17 protein-coding genes are annotated in these 16,723 nt (G+C 33.2%); 2 read left to right on the top strand and 15 right to left on the bottom strand.

Annotated features, from left to right (window positions below; all coding sequences use genetic code 11):
* Nucleotides 1–13: 13 nt before the first annotated feature.
* On the top strand, nucleotides 14–1,483 hold the full coding sequence (locus GSY47_RS23070) for a nicotinate phosphoribosyltransferase (RefSeq protein WP_219071548.1): 1,470 nt from the start codon (nucleotides 14–16) through the stop codon (nucleotides 1,481–1,483).
* 38 nt (nucleotides 1,484–1,521) lie between these two features.
* On the opposite strand, the gene GSY47_RS23065 is transcribed toward GSY47_RS23070, so the two are convergent.
* From GSY47_RS23065 to GSY47_RS23040, 6 genes are all read right to left on the bottom strand, one after another.
* Nucleotides 1,522–2,223 (bottom strand): hypothetical protein, encoded by a 702-nt coding sequence (locus tag GSY47_RS23065; protein ID WP_179004161.1) that lies wholly within the window; start codon nucleotides 2,221–2,223, stop codon nucleotides 1,522–1,524.
* Entirely contained in the window at nucleotides 2,224–2,805 is a 582-nt protein-coding gene (gene nadD, locus GSY47_RS23060; protein ID WP_219071547.1) for a nicotinate (nicotinamide) nucleotide adenylyltransferase, read from the bottom strand.
* A gap of 109 nt (nucleotides 2,806–2,914) precedes the next feature.
* Entirely contained in the window at nucleotides 2,915–3,487 is a 573-nt protein-coding gene (gmk, locus tag GSY47_RS23055) for a guanylate kinase (protein ID WP_179004163.1), read from the bottom strand.
* Between the two features lie 69 nt (nucleotides 3,488–3,556).
* A complete protein-coding gene (locus GSY47_RS23050; protein WP_179004165.1) occupies nucleotides 3,557–3,940 on the bottom strand; it encodes a hypothetical protein in 384 nt (127 codons plus the stop codon).
* Between the two features lie 54 nt (nucleotides 3,941–3,994).
* Complete coding sequence (locus GSY47_RS23045) at nucleotides 3,995–4,855, bottom strand: YicC/YloC family endoribonuclease (RefSeq protein WP_179004166.1); 861 nt, start codon at nucleotides 4,853–4,855, stop codon at nucleotides 3,995–3,997.
* Nucleotides 4,856–5,129: 274 nt separating this feature from the next.
* Nucleotides 5,130–5,477, bottom strand: coding sequence for an arsenate reductase family protein (locus tag GSY47_RS23040; protein WP_179004168.1), 348 nt, complete (start codon nucleotides 5,475–5,477; stop codon nucleotides 5,130–5,132).
* A gap of 81 nt (nucleotides 5,478–5,558) precedes the next feature.
* Between GSY47_RS23040 and GSY47_RS23035 the strand changes: the two genes are divergently transcribed.
* Nucleotides 5,559–6,014: a DinB family protein gene (locus GSY47_RS23035; protein WP_179004170.1), complete on the top strand. Its 456-nt coding sequence runs from the start codon at nucleotides 5,559–5,561 to the stop codon at nucleotides 6,012–6,014.
* A 30-nt stretch (nucleotides 6,015–6,044) separates the two neighbouring features.
* Here GSY47_RS23035 and GSY47_RS23030 read toward each other — a convergent pair whose 3' ends face one another.
* The 9 genes from GSY47_RS23030 to GSY47_RS22990 all read right to left on the bottom strand — a co-directional run bounded on the left by GSY47_RS23030 (nucleotide 6,045) and on the right by GSY47_RS22990 (nucleotide 16,636).
* Nucleotides 6,045–6,536, bottom strand: coding sequence for a septal ring lytic transglycosylase RlpA family protein (locus GSY47_RS23030; RefSeq protein WP_179004173.1), 492 nt, complete (start codon nucleotides 6,534–6,536; stop codon nucleotides 6,045–6,047).
* 91 nt (nucleotides 6,537–6,627) lie between these two features.
* A complete protein-coding gene (locus GSY47_RS23025) occupies nucleotides 6,628–7,050 on the bottom strand; it encodes a hypothetical protein (RefSeq protein ID WP_179004176.1) in 423 nt (140 codons plus the stop codon).
* Between the two features lie 115 nt (nucleotides 7,051–7,165).
* Nucleotides 7,166–10,483, bottom strand: a complete 3,318-nt coding sequence (locus GSY47_RS23020; RefSeq protein WP_179004179.1) for a TonB-dependent receptor — start codon at nucleotides 10,481–10,483, stop codon at nucleotides 7,166–7,168.
* 329 nt (nucleotides 10,484–10,812) lie between these two features.
* Nucleotides 10,813–12,456: a glucose-6-phosphate isomerase gene (gene pgi, locus GSY47_RS23015; protein ID WP_179004180.1), complete on the bottom strand. Its 1,644-nt coding sequence runs from the start codon at nucleotides 12,454–12,456 to the stop codon at nucleotides 10,813–10,815.
* A gap of 113 nt (nucleotides 12,457–12,569) precedes the next feature.
* Nucleotides 12,570–13,016, bottom strand: coding sequence for a hypothetical protein (locus GSY47_RS23010; protein ID WP_219071546.1), 447 nt, complete (start codon nucleotides 13,014–13,016; stop codon nucleotides 12,570–12,572).
* Nucleotides 13,017–13,020: 4 nt separating this feature from the next.
* Nucleotides 13,021–13,641 (bottom strand): hypothetical protein, encoded by a 621-nt coding sequence (locus GSY47_RS23005; protein ID WP_179004184.1) that lies wholly within the window; start codon nucleotides 13,639–13,641, stop codon nucleotides 13,021–13,023.
* Between the two features lie 38 nt (nucleotides 13,642–13,679).
* The gene (locus GSY47_RS23000) at nucleotides 13,680–14,900 is read right to left on the bottom strand and encodes a peptidoglycan DD-metalloendopeptidase family protein (protein WP_219071545.1); all 1,221 of its coding nucleotides are present in this window, start codon (nucleotides 14,898–14,900) and stop codon (nucleotides 13,680–13,682) included.
* A gap of 24 nt (nucleotides 14,901–14,924) precedes the next feature.
* Nucleotides 14,925–15,866 (bottom strand): tryptophan 2,3-dioxygenase family protein, encoded by a 942-nt coding sequence (locus GSY47_RS22995; protein ID WP_179004188.1) that lies wholly within the window; start codon nucleotides 15,864–15,866, stop codon nucleotides 14,925–14,927.
* Complete coding sequence (locus tag GSY47_RS22990; RefSeq protein ID WP_179004190.1) at nucleotides 15,863–16,636, bottom strand: DUF3108 domain-containing protein; 774 nt, start codon at nucleotides 16,634–16,636, stop codon at nucleotides 15,863–15,865. The genes GSY47_RS22995 and GSY47_RS22990 overlap by 4 nt, the downstream gene beginning before the upstream one ends.
* Nucleotides 16,637–16,723: the final 87 nt, after the last annotated feature.

Below are 16,723 nucleotides of genomic sequence, written 5' to 3'. Positions count from 1 at the left end.
ATAGAAAAAATATATGAACCCACTATTATTAACCGATGGTTACAAAGTTGACCACAGAAGACAATACCCAGATGGAACAAGTTTAGTATATTCTAACTGGACACCAAGAAAATCAAGACTTGAAGAAGTTGATGAGGTAATCTTTTTCGGATTGCAGTATTTCATTAAAAAATACATTATTCATGATTTTGAAGAGTATTTCTTCAAACAGCCAAAAGAAGAAGTAATTAAAAAATATTCTCGTAGAATCAATAATTATTTGGGCGAAAACCAAGTCGGTACAAAACATATCGAAGATTTACACGATTTAGGATATATTCCGATGGTCTTTAAAGCTTTGCCAGAAGGAGCAAGCGTTCCGTTGCGAGTGCCAATGTTTACGATGTACAATACCATTCCGGAATTTTTCTGGCTGACCAATTATTTTGAAACTTTGCTTTCAGCCGTAATCTGGCTTCCTTGTAACTCAGCAACCATTGCAAAAGAGTACAGAAAAGTATTGGATAAATATGCTTCAGAAACTTCATCTGTCCCAGAATTTGTAGATTGGCAGGCGCATGATTTCTCAATGAGAGGAATGGGCGGTATCGAAGCTTCTTTAACCTCTGCGGCAGGACATTTATTAAGCTTTACAGGATCAGATACCATTCCGGCTATTGATTTCTTAGAAGAATATTACAAAGCCAATTCAGATCAGGAATTAGTAGCAGGTTCAGTTGCCGCAACAGAACATTCTGTAATGTGTATGGGAACCACAGAAGGGGAGTATGAAACGTTCAAAAGATTAATTACAGAAGTATATCCAAAAGGAATTGTTTCTATCGTTTCTGATACTTGGGATTTATGGAAAGTTTTAACGGATTATCTTCCAAGGTTGAGAGAAGATATCGTTTCAAGAGAAGGTAAAGTCGTAATTCGTCCTGACAGTGGTGACCCAATTCTAATTATCTGCGGAAATCCTGATGGAAAAACAGAACAAGAAAAGAAAGGCGTAATCGAATTGCTTTGGGATGTTTTTGGCGGTACAACAAATGCTAAAGGATTCAAAGAATTGGTGCCACAGATTGGTGCTATTTATGGAGACAGTATTACGGTAGCAAGAGCCACTCAAATCTGTGAAAGATTAAAAGAAAAAGGATTTGCTTCTACCAATGTCGTTTTAGGAATTGGATCTTTCACGTATCAATACAATACCAGAGATACTTTCGGATTCGCGATGAAAGCGACTTACGGAGAAGTAAACGGAGAAGGAAGAGCGATCTTCAAAGATCCGATTACGGATGACGGAACGAAAAAATCAGCCAAAGGATTGATGAAAATTGATTTAATCGACGGGAAGTATCATTTAAGTGATAATGTGTCTTGGGAAGAAGAAAAACAAGGCGAATTGAAAGAGGTTTTCAGAGATGGAAAACTTTTAGTGGATCAATCGCTGAGTGAGATTAGAACTAGAGTAAAAAGTGAAGTAAGTATCGAAGCTTAATTTTAAAAACGAAAGCCTGAATGTAAGTTCAGGCTTTTTTAATTGCAGTATTTTGCTTCAAATTCTTTAGCTTTTTTTGATTTAAGTCCAATAAGATGGATTCCCTCATGACATTCCATTCTTTTTTCTTTAATCAATTTTCCAATGAATAATTCGAAGAGGATAAATGATCTATATTCTTTATTGATGAAATTAAGGTGTTCTCTTTTATAAGGAAGTTTTTCTGTTGTGATAATATGGACTAAAGCATTTTGTAATTGATCAAGATGTCGTTCTGATATTAATTGAAAGTGTTTTTCTATTTTAATTTCGTTATAAGTAAATGAGATTAAATTTTCGACACCATTCCCATACATTGGGCCATATCTATAGTTTTTTGTTTTTTCTCCAGAAAATGAATTTCCATAAATAACTAGATTTTCTAAATCAGAGTATTTATATTCTATTTCATTTATCGTTAAAAAGTTTTCTTCAAATGAAATTTTTCCTTCGAAATATCCATTAAGGTTTTCAAATTCAGTTAACCTAATAATAGAACTTACTATCTGTAATATTAAAGGAATTATCACTGGATAATAAAAATATTGGGGTAGTTTATAATCTAGAAAACGTTCAATTAACAATAGAATTAAAGCATACGCGAATATTAGCCCAAGAGAGATATATGATAATTTTTCGGATCGGGTTAAATTGAAAAATTTAGGTTTTTCAGGAATAAAAATTGAAGCAGAAAAAAGCATTTACTTCTTATAGAAATTATTATGATCAATATATTCCCAAACTTTTGGAGGAAGTAAAGGCTGAATATTTTTCCCCTCTTTAATACTGTTTCGAATAAAAGTAGAAGAAATCTCTACAATCGGTGCATCAATAACATGAATTTTTGGATGCGATTTTAATTCGACATTTTCGGGTTCGTCCGAAATTCTCGGATACACATAAATATCATGATTTTCGAGGATGACTTCATAGTTTCTCCATTTATGAAGCGTTTTCAGATTATCTTCTCCCATAATCAAAGAAAATTCATGATTTGAATATTTCTCTTTTAAATGCTCGAGAGTAATTACAGTATAACTCGGCTGCGGTAATTTAAACTCAATATCCGACGGTTTTATCTTTGGGTAATCTTCTGTTGCCAGAAAAACCATTTGAAGGCGCTGTTGGTCGTCTAATAAAGTTGCTTTTTTCTTCAACGGATTATGAGGTGTAACGACCATCCAAATCTGATCTAAATCGGCAAACTCAGCCATATGATTGGCAATGATCAAATGCCCAACATGAATGGGATTATATGTTCCGAAATAAAGGCCTATTTTCATTTTTTAAAGTTTCACAGAGATTCGCTAAGATAGCACAAAGATTCGCAAAGTTTTAAAATAGCTTTGCGAATCTCTGTGTTTTTTCTTTGTGTATCTCTGCGGAATAAAATTATTTATTTACGAAATCCTTTACAAGTTGATAAGCTTCTTCTTTAGCTGTATCTAAATCGTAGTTTTTTATAATAGTATCAAATTGAGGAGCAGTGGCCAATTCCACAGAAGCTTTTGCAATACGCATATTGATTTTATCTTCACTTTCTGTAGAACGTTGTTTTAATCTGCGTTTTAGTTCGTCAACGCTTGGCGGTTTTACGAAAACAGCTAAAGTTTGTTCAGGAAATTTATGTTTGATACGTAATCCACCTGCAACATCAATATCAAAAATTACATTTTTTCCCATTGCCCAGATTCTTTCGATTTCGGCTTTTAAGGTTCCGTAGAAATTATCACGGTACACTTCTTCCCATTCTAAGAATTCTTCGGCTTTAATGTGTTTTTTGAATTGTTCCAACGAAATAAAATAATAATCTTTTCCGTGTTCTTCCTCTCCGCGTGGATCACGAGATGCTGCCGAGATCGAAAATTCTAAGTTTAAATCTTCTTTCCCTAGTAAATGTTTTACGATAGTTGTTTTTCCTGATCCTGATGGTGCCGAAAAAACAATTAATTTTCCTTTGTTCATTATATGTGCTTTTATTTTAGGCTTTTGAGCTTAAGCCTTAATTCAATATTTTATTTATATTGAAATTGTTTATTGTATTTTTTTGTATAAAAAAGCGCAACCTTCATCACAAAGAATGCTATAATATTCATCTGTTGGTGTTAAATACATTTTATCAGGGTCAGTTTCATGACGACTGATAATGTAATAGTATTCGTCTTTTGGAAAGACAATATGAAGATTATTTTCAAAAACTTCATATGTACCCTTATTTTTTAGATGATCAATTGCAATGTTTCCTTTCTCAAAAGTTATTTCTTCCCCATCTTCAATATCAATATAAAACATTTTGGATACATCAAGTCCGCTTGATTCTATTGCTTTCCATTTTCCTATAAGAGTAAATTCTTTAGGAGGAATATTACAGCGATCTGCTAGAATCGTTATGCAGATTAGCAGGAAAACTTTCTCCATGATTTTAAAAATAGTTTTCATGCCTAAGAAAGAGTAATAAGGGATTTTTTTAATTTAAAGAACGTTCAACACTTGTTCTTTAATCTTCTCCAATTCATCCTTCATCATGACAACCAATTTCTGCATTTGAGCATGATTCGATTTGGAACCCATAGTATTGATTTCACGACCCATTTCTTGAGTAATAAAACCTAATTTTCTACCATTGGCTTCAGAACCGTTTAAGGTTTCTAAAAAGTAGTCTAAATGATTGGTTAAGCGAACTTTTTCTTCCGTAATATCTAATTTCTCTAAATAATAAATTAATTCCTGCTCAAAACGGTTTTCATCAACATTTACTTGTAATTCTGAGATTGCAGTTTGCAGACGATCTTTGATTGCCTGAACACGTTCTGGATCAAGCGCCAAAGCATCATTCATATATTGACGGATATTTCCAATTCGAAGATTGAATTCTTTTTCAAGAGATTCTCCTTCGTCTTTTCTAAAACTTAAGATGTTTTGTAAAGCTTCGTCAATAATTACCTGAATTTGCTCCCAGTCATTTTCATCAATTTCTTCGCGTTCTGTTTTTAAGGTGTCTGGCATACGAACTGCCATTTTCATTAGTTCCGTTTCATCGGCATCTTGATAAACCTCTCTCAATTGCGCAATATAATTCTTTACAACAGGAACATTTACTTTAGTCGAAGTCTGTTCGGCAGTACTTTCTACATAAATAGCAAAATCGATTTTTCCTCTTTCCAGTTTTGTTGAAATCTGAGTTCGTAAGCCTAATTCCATTTCACGATAAAGCGATGGCATTCTTACATTTAAATCTAACCCTTTACTATTTAAAGATTTTACTTCAACCGTAATTTTTTTTGTAGGCAATTGCAAAGAAGCTTTGCCAAACCCTGTCATAGATTGTATCATATAATTGAGTATAAAGGCGCAAAGATAATTAAAAGTTTGCTCTGTTTATGACGTAAAATACTATTCTGTAAAAGAGAAAAGCCGTTTAATGTCTTTTTTTCTAAAATTTTATCAATTTTCAAAGGTGATTTGGGCGTGACCTTGTTGCAATAAAAGGGCAAACTTACTTTGTGAGTATTCGCCCTTTTATTGCAACAAGGTCGGGCTATCCGGGCTACTTCGGTAGCTTCCTTCTATCCCTCACGCGGGCAATCGTATTTAAAAGAGTATTTATCTAACTCAAAGCCTTTATTACTTCAGCAACATTTTTCTGGCTGTTTCCGATATAAATTTTACCATCAATTATAAAAACCGGACGACTTAAAAAAGTGTAATGTTCTAAAATGTATTTTTTAAAATCAGATTCGGTTAAAGATTTGTTCTTTAAATCCATAGACTTATACAATTGTGCTTTTTTGCTAAATAACGCTTCATAACTGCCTGAAAGTTTATACATTTCTTCAAGCTGTTCTTCAGTAATTGGATCTTGTCTAATATCTTGAAAAACTAAATCATTTTCTGGTAAACTTTTGATGATTTTTCTACAGGTATCGCAAGAGGCTAAGTAATATATTTTGTTCATGACTTTTTGAATTTTATTAGACTGCAAAGAAAATTCATTTGAAACTTAAAAATGCCTAATTTTAGAAAAAAAAATAATTATATGAGTTCAGTTTTTGAGGTGCAAAAAACAATAAGAGAAATTCTTTTAAAAATTTTAGAAAGTCATTCATTAGAACAGCTAAACAAAATTCCGCAGGGTTTTAATAATAATATTATTTGGAACATCGGACATTGTGTTTCTTCACAACAGGTTTTAGTTTACAAATTATCAGGTCTTCCAACTATGGTTTCAGAAGAATTTATTCAGAAATACAAAAAAGGAACTAAACCAGAAGGTGATGTTTCACAAGCAGAGGTTGATGAGATTAAAGTGTTCCTTTCTTCGACTTTAGAAAAAACTAAAAATGATTTTGCCAGCGGTCTTTTCGTAGATTATCATGAATATACTACCAGTATGGGATTTACATTGAGTAATGTCCAAGATGCATTAGATTTTAATAATTATCACGAAGGAATTCATACTGGAATGGCAATGACTTTAAGAAAATTAGTTTAAATAGAAAATCCCGCTAAAAGCGGGATTTTTTTATTCTACTATAGTCTCAATGGTGACTTTCATGGCACCTGCACCTTTATTTTTGGTAATATCCATAAAAGCTCTTTTAGATAAATCTATTTCGCGAGTTTTTACAAAAGGACCGCGATCTGTAATTTTTACAATAACGAATTTTCCGTTGGCTTCGTTTGTTACTTTTACTCTTGTCCCAAAAGGAATTTTTTTATGAGCAGCTGTGTATTGGTTGTTGTTGAATCGGGCTCCACTTGCGGTTCTTTTTCCATTAAAACGATCTGCGTAGTAGGAGGCATGAGCGTTTTTTTTGTATGGTTTAAGTTTTAAGCCTTTGTCTATAAAGACAGAATCTACAGGTAATGCAATAATGTTTGGTCTTGCATTTTTAACCGTGTCTTGAATGATTTTGGGTTCTGTTGTAGGTTTGGTTTGACTTATCACATAAGTAAAGCCGCTAATTAAAGTCAGAGCGATTGTGGCGAATAAAATATTTTTTTTATTTCTCATGGGTTATTGTTTTTCAGACTTGGGGGGAGTTTGTACAAATAATATGCCGAGATAAAAAAAGCCCTGAAAAAGGGCTTTTAATTGGTATTTTCTAGAACCAAAGATTCCAAGGAATTCTACTTAAAATAAGCAATAATCCTAATCCGTAAAAAATAGCAAAGGTTTTAAATTTAGCTTCGCTATTGATTAGCTTTTTATGTTTAGACCATCCAATTGTAATTAGGATGATAGCAATAAGATTAATTAGTGGGTGTTCTAATGATGTTAATCTAAGTTCTGCATTAGACATTTGTCCAAAAGCTGCTTTTCCAAGAGGAGAAACAAAATATAGTATTAGGCCAATCAATAATTGGGTATGAGTACCAATTAAAGCAAATAAAGCAATTTTACGATCTTTAGCAGTAAACTCTTTTTTTGAAGTAACTCCGATGATGGCATTTACCACTGCAACAAGCAAAAGAAGCAATGCTAAGTATGCCCAGCCAGAGTGAAATTTTTGTAGAAAATTATACATAAACCTTGTTTTTTGTTTGAAACAAATATAACAAAAATGACTAAAAAAAAACGGCATTAAACTTAAAAGTCAATGCCGTTTTTATTATTTAGGATGGTTCTATTTAGAAATCAAATTATTTACCAAAGATATATCTGATTGTAAATTGAGCCTGCCAAACATCAAATGTAGACGCATTTTTTTGGAAAGTGTCTTTGATTAAGTATCTGTTTCCATTTGGGTCTGTTTGAGTAGCCAATTGGTAAACAGGAACGTTACCTGCAGTAGTTGAATTGTAAGCTAATACGTTTGCATTAGTTGGTCTTTGTGTAACACCCCAATCTCTGTTTAACATATTTGTAAAGTTCAAGATATCAGCTCTAAATTGGAAACTGTTTCTTTTACCACGGATGTTAATATTAAGGTCTTGAGTTACAGATAAATCCAATCTGTGTAACATTGGTAAAATAGCTCCATTTCTTTCAGCATATTGACCTCTTCTTGTACGAAGATATTTGTCCTGATTGATGTAAGCATCAAATGCAGTTCTTTGTTCGTCTTCAGTATAAGTTCTAGATGTTGTTACACCACCAACAGTGCTTGACACTGTAAGAGGAGCAAAACGTAATTCATTAGCACTGTTTGGTACATAAATTAAATCATTTCCATTTACTCTATCACCATTCATATCTCCGCTGTAAGCGTATGTGAAAGGGCTTGCAACTTCTCCGATATATCCTAAGTTGATAGATGTTGCTCCACCAATTAAACCTTTTCCATATTCAATTTTGTATCCAATTACTCCCACTAAACGATGAGGTGTATTGTTATTTGAATTAGAAACTTGTAAATCGTTGTTTCCGTTGATAGATCTAGCACCAGTCCATGAACCAGAAGCAATAGAACCCGGAGAAATTAAATCAGTAGCTTTAGAGTGCGTGTATGCGAACGATCCCCAAAGACCATTTTGGTAAGGATATTCTAATTTGAAAGTTGTAGAGTAGAAATATCCTTCATCAGAGTTAGTTAAAACAATTCCATTTGAAACGTTGTTATTTACTCTTGTTCCAGCATCAGTACGAGAATATCTAGGTCTGTTATCATTACCTGCAAATGTTCCAACTGGAGCAGCGAAGTTAGCATTGTAATAATCGATTGCATTGATGTTTTTCTGTATAATACCTTCAACAGTACCTACAAAACCAAATGGAAGTTTTTGGTCAACTGCCATAGTTGTTTTCCAAACTTGTGGGTATTTGAATTTTTTATCTGTAAAAGCTAAATCAAAAGTAGTTGGTAATGTAGGAGTTGTCGGAGTAAAATACTCAGCTGGTCTTGGTGTAAAACCGTAACCTCCAGCCGCTAAAGCAGCACCACTTACGTCGATGAAACCTGTAAGTACACCATTGTTACCAATTTGGTTTGATAAGTATACAGATGGAGCTCTTCCTGTGAATACTCCTGATCCCCCTCTTACGATAGTTGAAGCATCTCCATTTAAGTCTAAGTTGAATCCTACTCTAGGCTCAAACAAATATTGTGCATCTGGCATTTCACCAGTATTGAATTTTTCACCATTAGCAAAAGTCATTGCAGTAACTGCTGGATTTTCTAAAGCAGTGTCAGCAAACCAAACTCTAGATGCTCTAAGACCAACAGATAATTTAAATTTGTCGCTTAGTTTGATTTCATCCTGTGCATATAAATCTAACTTGTTACTTTTCAAGATCTGTAATGGCTCTTCACCGCCTGGTAAAGCTGAATATCTATATTGAAAACGTGCTGGAGAAGTTATTGTAGCAGTTGATGGAGCACCACCATTAGCCAATGATTGATCAGCAGCAGCATAAAAATCAGCTAATGAGTTAAATACATACACTCCGTTTGATCCTGAGAAGAATAAGTTACTCGATTTAAAGTATTCAAAGTTTGCTCCTAAAACAATAGAATGTTTTCCAATAGTTTTAGTTAAGTTATTTGTAAAGTGTAATGTTGAATATGAAAGTTTGTTACCTTGTGTAAAAGGATCTAAACCAACAGAAATGTAGTTAGCAGTACCATTTTTAATATCGATAGTTGGGAATAATCCACCACCTTGTAAACCTCTATCTTCAATTTGCTTATCGTAACCAGCAATGAAGTTGTTGTACCAAGAGTTGCTAAATTTACTGTTTAATTCAACTACGATAGATCTAGTATTATCTAAAATTGTGTATCCACTATTTTTGAAAGACATTGCTAAAGCACTTGTTCTTCTGTTTCCAAAACCTAATGAGTTTGAGTTAGAAGTTAACTCATCAGAAGAAGAATCGTGGTGTACGTAACGAGCTGTAAGTTTGTGGTTGTCATTAATATTCCAGTCAACTCTCGCTAAGAATTTTTTAGATGTTTTTGCAGCATCATAATTTTCCCAAGGACCAGTAATATAATTGAAGTTATCTCTCATGTAGTTAGAAAGAGTCTGCATTTCAGTATAAGTTGGAGCTGAAATTTGAGCACCACCTTGTGGAGATCCAGTAGATGTCCATGTTGTTGCAGGACTTACGTTGTCAATAGTTTCGAAGTTACCAAAAAAGAATAATTTATCTTTGATGATTGGCGCTCCAATACGTGCTCCCCAGATTTTTTCGTTAAATTTCCCAGGCACAATATCTACAGCTCCTGCGTGAGTTCCAATGAAACTAGATTTGTTGCTTCTGAAAGAATTATAAACAGATCCTTCGATTTCATTTGTTCCACTTCTTGTTACAGCGTTAATTCCTGATCCTAAGAATCCAGATTGACGAATGTCAAAAGGAGCAATGTTTACTTGTAATTGTTCGATTGCATCAAGCGAAATAGCTGTAGAACCAGTTCTACCTCCAGCTTGAGACTCGTTTCCAAGTCCAAAACCATTGTTGAAAACAGAACCGTCAATTGTGAAATTGTTTAGTCTTGAATCCTGACCACCAAAAGTTCCATTTGCACCAGCATTTGCATTATATTTTGTAACAGCGTTTATTGAACGAGCTCCTGTAACAGGAACTGCAGTAATTTCTCTGTTTGTGAATTGTTGAGAAGCACCAGTTCTTCCTTTGTTGAAATTTCCTTTTGATTTTGTAGAAACAACAACTTCTTGAAGAGCATTAGATTCTTCGTCAATTTTTACGTTTACGGTTAGGTTGTTACCCAAACCAACGTTAATATCTGTAATTTCTGTTGTTTTGTAACCAATATAAGTTACCTTAACGGTGTAAGGACCTCCTGGTCTTAAACCTTGTGCAGCATATCCACCGTCAAAATCAGTTGTGGAGAAGTACTTTGTTCCTGTTGGCTTGTGAACAATTTCAACAGTTGCCCCAGGAAGTGCCTCCCCTTTGCTTGATCTAACAGTTCCTGACATTGCCGAGCCTGTAACTTGGGCATGGCCTAAGGCTGATAGAAAAATAATTAAAATAAAAATAATTCTTTTCATTTTCTTCATTTGTTTTTGTTATTTGTTTTTGGCAAAATTATAACAATTAACTCAGATAATGTTATCGAAATGTTAAGAAAAATAACTTTTGTCTTTTGTGTTGCGCATTAAAATGAATTTTTCTCTTTTTGATAATAAAAATATTGGTTTATTGAATTTTGATACTGGTTTTTTGTTAAAAATGCAATTATTCTAATTGAGTTGTAATCTATATCGTGCAAATTGACGAATTTTCGATGTCTTTTGTCGGTGTTTTATGCGAAAAAACGCCTTAATTTAGGTTAAATTAAGGCGTTCCAAAATGTTATGAAATTTTTAAATTTTACTTTTTACTTATTCTTTAAGAAGTGATTCAACAAAAATGAAGTTGAACTATCATGACTTTTAACAGTCTTAGAATTGATTTCATCTAAAATAGAATTGGCTAATTGTTTTCCTAATTCAACTCCCCATTGATCAAAACTAAAAATGTTCCAGATAACTCCCTGGACAAAAATTTTATGCTCGTACAATGCTATTAAAGAACCTAGACTTTTTGGTGTAAGTTTTTGAATTAAAATAGTGTTAGTTGGTTTGTTGCCTGTGAAAACTTTAAATGGTAACAAGTAAGAAGCTTTGTCTGCAGAAAGACCTTGTTTGTCAAATTCTGCCTGAACCTGAGCTTCTGTTTTTCCATTCATTAAAGCCTCAGTCTGAGCGAAGAAGTTTGACATTAATTTATCGTGATGATCTTCGTTTCCATAAAGTGGTTGTACGAATCCAACGAAATCTGTTGGGATTCTTTTTGTTCCTTGGTGAATCAATTGGAAGAAAGCATGCTGCGAGTTTGTTCCCGGTTCTCCCCAGATAATAGTTCCCGTTTGGTAGTTAACAGGTTTGCCGTCACGACCAACACTTTTTCCGTTGCTTTCCATAAAGGCTTGCTGTAAATACGGAGCTAATTTTGATAAATATTGTGTGTACGGAATCAAAGCTTCACTTTCTGCTCCAAAGAAATTATTGTACCAAATGCTTAAAAGAGCCAAAATTGTTGGAATGTTTTCATCAAATTCTGCTGATTTGAAATGCTCGTCCATTTCATTGGCTCCTTTCAATAAATCATTATAATTGTCAAAACCAACAGCCAAAGCGATACTTAGACCAACTGCACTCCATAAAGAAAATCTTCCTCCAACCCAGTCCCACATTGGGAAAACATTGTCTGGATTAATTCCGAATTCTGTTACTTTCTGAATGTTTGTCGAAACTGCTACGAAATGTTTAGCAATATCTTCCTGCTTTGCCGACTTTAAGAACCATTCTTTAATAGTTACTGAATTCGAAAGTGTTTCTTGAGTCGTAAAAGTTTTAGAAACAATTACAAATAAAGTAGTTTCAGGATTTAATTTTTTGATGATTTCGTTTACGTGATCACCATCAACGTTGGAAACGAAATGAGTATTTAAATGGTTTTTGTAAAACTGTAAAGCTTCAACTGCCATTACAGGGCCAAGATCAGAACCACCGATTCCAATATTTACAACATCAGTAAAAGCTTTTCCTGTGTATCCTTTTCTCTGGCCAGAAATAACTTCTTCTGTAAATTGTTTGATTTTGTTTTTTACTTCGTAAACTTCCGGAATTACATTTTCTCCATCAACAGTAATAACTGCTGATTCTGGAGCACGTAAAGCGGTATGTAACACAGCACGATTTTCAGTTTGGTTGATTAATTCTCCTCCAAAATATTGAGAAATTGCATCTTTTAATCCGATAGAATTTGCTAATTCTAATAAAAGAGAAACAGTTTCCTGACTGATGTTATTTTTTGAATAATCTACTAAAAAGTCATTCCATTGTAAATGAAATTTTTCAGCACGTGCACTATCTTGTTGAAACAATTCTTGTATGGTGGTTTCGTGAATTGCGTTATAGTGGTTTTGCAGATTTTTCCACGCTTCAGTCCCAGTTGGGTTTGTTGTGTTTAAAGCCATTTTTATCTATAATTGAGTTTGTTCTATGAAACACAAAAATACTGAATTAACTTTTAAAAGAGGAGAGGTTCGCGATTATATAACAATTAGTTACGAAAACGTTTTATGATAAATTATCGAATTGGAAAATGATTAGGATTACAAATACAAAATATTTCTTTTGCTGATTTTTTTCTTGCAACATCAAATCCATCTGCTAAAACAATTTCAAAATCATTTAGATTTATTTCTTCAGAATTGGGAAACCATTTTGGTTTGAAATTTTCGTTTTCTTTTATTTTTTGTTGAAATGAAACGACTGTAACTTTTGGATTTTTTAAGAAAATAGAATCATAACTCTGGTTTTCAGAATAACTGAATTTGACAAAATCACAAATATTAAGATGTGAATCGCTTCTCAAATCATAAGAATCAGAATTGATAATATTGGGAAACCATCCTTTAATTCTTGGATTTGTTGTCTCTTTTAAATCTTCATACTTATCAAATCGCAATTCATATGGTTGATTTCCACAGGAAAATAAAATTAGAAATGTAAAATATAAAATCCCGTTTTTCATATAATTACCAAAACTTCCACCAAGGTTTTTTATTAATTTCTATAACTTTCTTAGTAATATCAACATCAATTCTTTTTGGAGATTCTGCTTTAATTTTAGAGTCATCAAAAAACAATAATCCATTTTCGTCCATTCCAAGAGGAAGTCTAGTTCTTTCTTTCCAATTTTTGGTTTGTAATTCTGAAATTAAAGGCAAATCGATTTTTTCGCGAAAGCGTTTTTGTGCTTTTTCTATAATTTCTTCTTCTAAATTAGAAGAGGAATTTTTGAAAAGTGAAATAGAAATATCAGGAATATTCAAAAGAAAAACCTGAGTTTTGTTGCCGATTTTCTGAATGTCTAATACTTTAAAATAGGCAATTGAATCTAAAAGATAATGACCAATTTTTGCCGAATCAGGATTAAATTTTGACAAATCTTTTGGATGGGAACTCGCAATTAAATATCTCAGATTTCCAGAAAGTCCTCCGCCAATCGAGCTCATGTCAGTAAACCCTTTTTCTTGAATAATCTGTCCGACTTTATAATTTAAAATTAGATTTTCAACAAGACTGGTATCTCTGTAAAATAATCTTAAGCCAGAAAAAGTCTCATGGTAAATAGTTCTAAGACGTTCATTTTTCATGACTTTTTAGTTTAAAAAGATTTCAAAAAAGAAATTAATTACAAATTACCAATGCTGTCCAATTCTCTTTTCAAAGGTTCAATTTGTTGCATGAAACGGGTTCTGTCACTTCCTGTTAAAGATTCTCCTGTTGGGAGATTCAAACGAAGTGCATCTACCTGAACACCATTTTTCCAGAAACGGTAACAAACATGAGGTCCGGAAGCTAAACCTGTACTTCCAACCAAACCAATAGTCTGTCCTTGTGTTACACGCTGACCACGGCGAACTAGGATTTTTGACATGTGTAAATATTGAGTAGAGTAGGTTCCGTTGTGTTTTACTTTTACAAAGTTTCCGTTTCCTGCTGTATATCCTGTAGTTTCAACAACTCCAGATGCTGTAGTGGAAATTGGTGTTCCAGTTGGAGCCGCATAATCAGTTCCTTTATGTGCTTTCCAAGTGTGCTGTACAGGGTGAAATCTATTCATGGTGAATCTTGAAGTGATTCGGCTGAACTTAATTGGTGTTTTTAAGAAGAAGTTTTTAAGCGTTTTTCCTTCGTCATCATAATATTCAATTTTTCCAGAAGTAGTATCTTTTTCGAATGGAAAAGCATAAACGATTTTACCTTTATATTCAAAGAATGCAGCTTCAAGATCTTCAACACCGTCATAGGTTTTTCCGTTGATAAATCGTTCTGTGAAAATCAATCCGTAACGATCTCCTTTTTTAAGTTTGAAGAAGTCAATAGACCAGGAAAATACTTTTGTGATTCTGCTGGCCAAAGCGGTTTCTACACTTTCGTTGCCTAAAGTTTCAGATAAAGAACTTTTTAAAACCCCGCCAATCATTTTTCTTTTAAAAGTAACAGGTTTTATTTTTTTATAAGCTTTGGCAATACTATCTCGTAAATCAATTACATAATAACTTAAAGCGTCGGGCTGGTAAATAAAAACCTGAAGATTGTTGGTTTTGTTTTTTGATCGAAGCAATGTGAAAGGTTTGTTGTAACGAATGGATCTTACGTTGAAAGAATCTTTAACTTGTTCTACAATGTCATGTACTTTTTTGTTTCCAATATTTTGGCTTTGTAAAATCGATCCGAAAGAATCTCCCTTAGAAATTGTATCATTAACAACATTGAAATCTGCGTAATTAAAACCGAATTCTATTTTTTTGGTTGTTGGTTTAGTAATTTTCGTTTCTACTTTTTCTTCAGCTTTTTTACATGAAAAAATAGAAAACAAGACAATTAAAATTACGACTGCTTTTTTCAAACTTTTGGGATTTTTGCGGCGAAATTAAACCTCGGTTTCATTTCCCCAATTGGACAATTCTTCTTCGGTCCACAATTTAGGAAAAAAGATGCGTCTTTGGTATTTTGGATGCATATATTTTTGCCAGTCACTTCCTCCTGTAGCTTCCCCATTACCTTTTCCGCTTTCCAAAATATACTTTCTAGCAGTATTAAGATGCTGCATAACCCAAGTGATATTCACCGTTTTATCGTAATGGCGCATAGCCGAAATTAATTCAGGATTTTGCTGATCCGTGTCTGGAAGTTGGGAAAACTTTTGCCAGATATTTTTTGTCTTAAAAGTTGACATTTGTCTCAAGAATTGAACTTTGTATTTGTTTTCGAATTCTTGAAGTAAATAAGATTTCTCGCCAGTGTGATAATCTTTTCCTGCGGCTTGCCAATATAAATGTTCGAAACTGGTTTCAAGATCAGTGTTTTCGTCAAAGTTAGCTTTGTATCTGCGGTCTGTTAAATTGATCACATCTGTAGAGGCAAATTCAATCATTCTATATTGTGCACTTTGAAAACCACTTGCAGGTGTAAGCGTATTTCTGAACTTCATATATTGATCTACTTCCATTCCGTTTTCCATAATGCTGAACGAATTGGTAAGCATGTCAAAATAACGGGTAATTCTTGAAAGTCTTTCGCTGAAAAAATCAACCTGAATATTTTCTTTTTCGGCGATCTGGTCAATTTCCCACAAAATCATTTTAAAGATTAATTCGTTTACCTGATGGTACATAATAAAAACCATTTCGTCAGGAAGTGTGGTACGTTGAATTTGTAAATTTAATAAAGCATCGGTTTGAATGTAATCCCAATAGGTGATTGGTTTAGCCCAAAGCAATCCTTCTAACTGTACATCAGTTTTTTGATTTATGGCTTGAAATTTAAGATCAATTTCTTTTAAAATTGCTTCTGAATTATCAGTTAAATTCATTTGTTTTTTACTTTAAGCGGACTTTTTAATCCTTTATATTCATCGAGATCAGCTTTTAGGGAACCAACTGCCAGATCTGCCTTAATTCTAATTGGAACTTTGTTGTCGTCGTCTGTAATCCAAAGTGTTAAACTTTCCTTTTCTTTAAAGACTCTTCCGGTTTGAACAAGAGGTCTGAAAATCATGCAGGAAACCTTGCCAAATTTAGTTGTAATATCTTCACGACCTATAAATTTTAACTTAAATTTTGTGATTTCATCATCAAAAAACATATCAATTGTAATGGCCTCACCAGATTTCAATTTGTCAATACTGGGATGGTTTCTCAAAAAATAAAAAGACGAAACAATATCCTGCACATTATCAGTGACTACGATTGTTTTTTCGGACTTTCGCTTATAATCTTTTACTAAAACTTTATTTTCATTTTGATTGAAAAAGCCTTCCTGATTTTTGGTATAACCTCCTTCGTCAATTTTTCGAACATATCTATAAGGGCTTCCGGTTTCTTTGTCAAAGTAACTTTCATATAAATCTTCTACTTTAAAAAAGAATTTAGACATCCCGGTTGTATAACCTTTGCCAACCGCATGATAAACTTTTTTATTGCTGATTGTGGCATCTTTTATTTCTAGTGTAGCGTAACCGGCGTTTACAATTCCATAGTGAATTCGGAATTTAAAGAATTCTCCCGTGTCAAATGAATCTCCTTTTTGAGAATCGAAAGCTAAACAAGTGAGGGCTAATATAGTGAATATGAGTTTTTTCATAGTACATTTTTTACATTCTATTATAAAGATAAATAAATGCAAATTCTATTCCAAATGTACCAAAACAAAAAAACTCAGTCAAGGATG

This window comes from Flavobacterium quisquiliarum (assembly GCF_019308285.1).
Classification (GTDB): Bacteria; Bacteroidota; Bacteroidia; order Flavobacteriales; family Flavobacteriaceae; genus Flavobacterium; species Flavobacterium quisquiliarum.
Note: the sequence above shows the minus strand (reverse complement) of the source record. Positions and strands in the feature narration are given on the sequence as shown.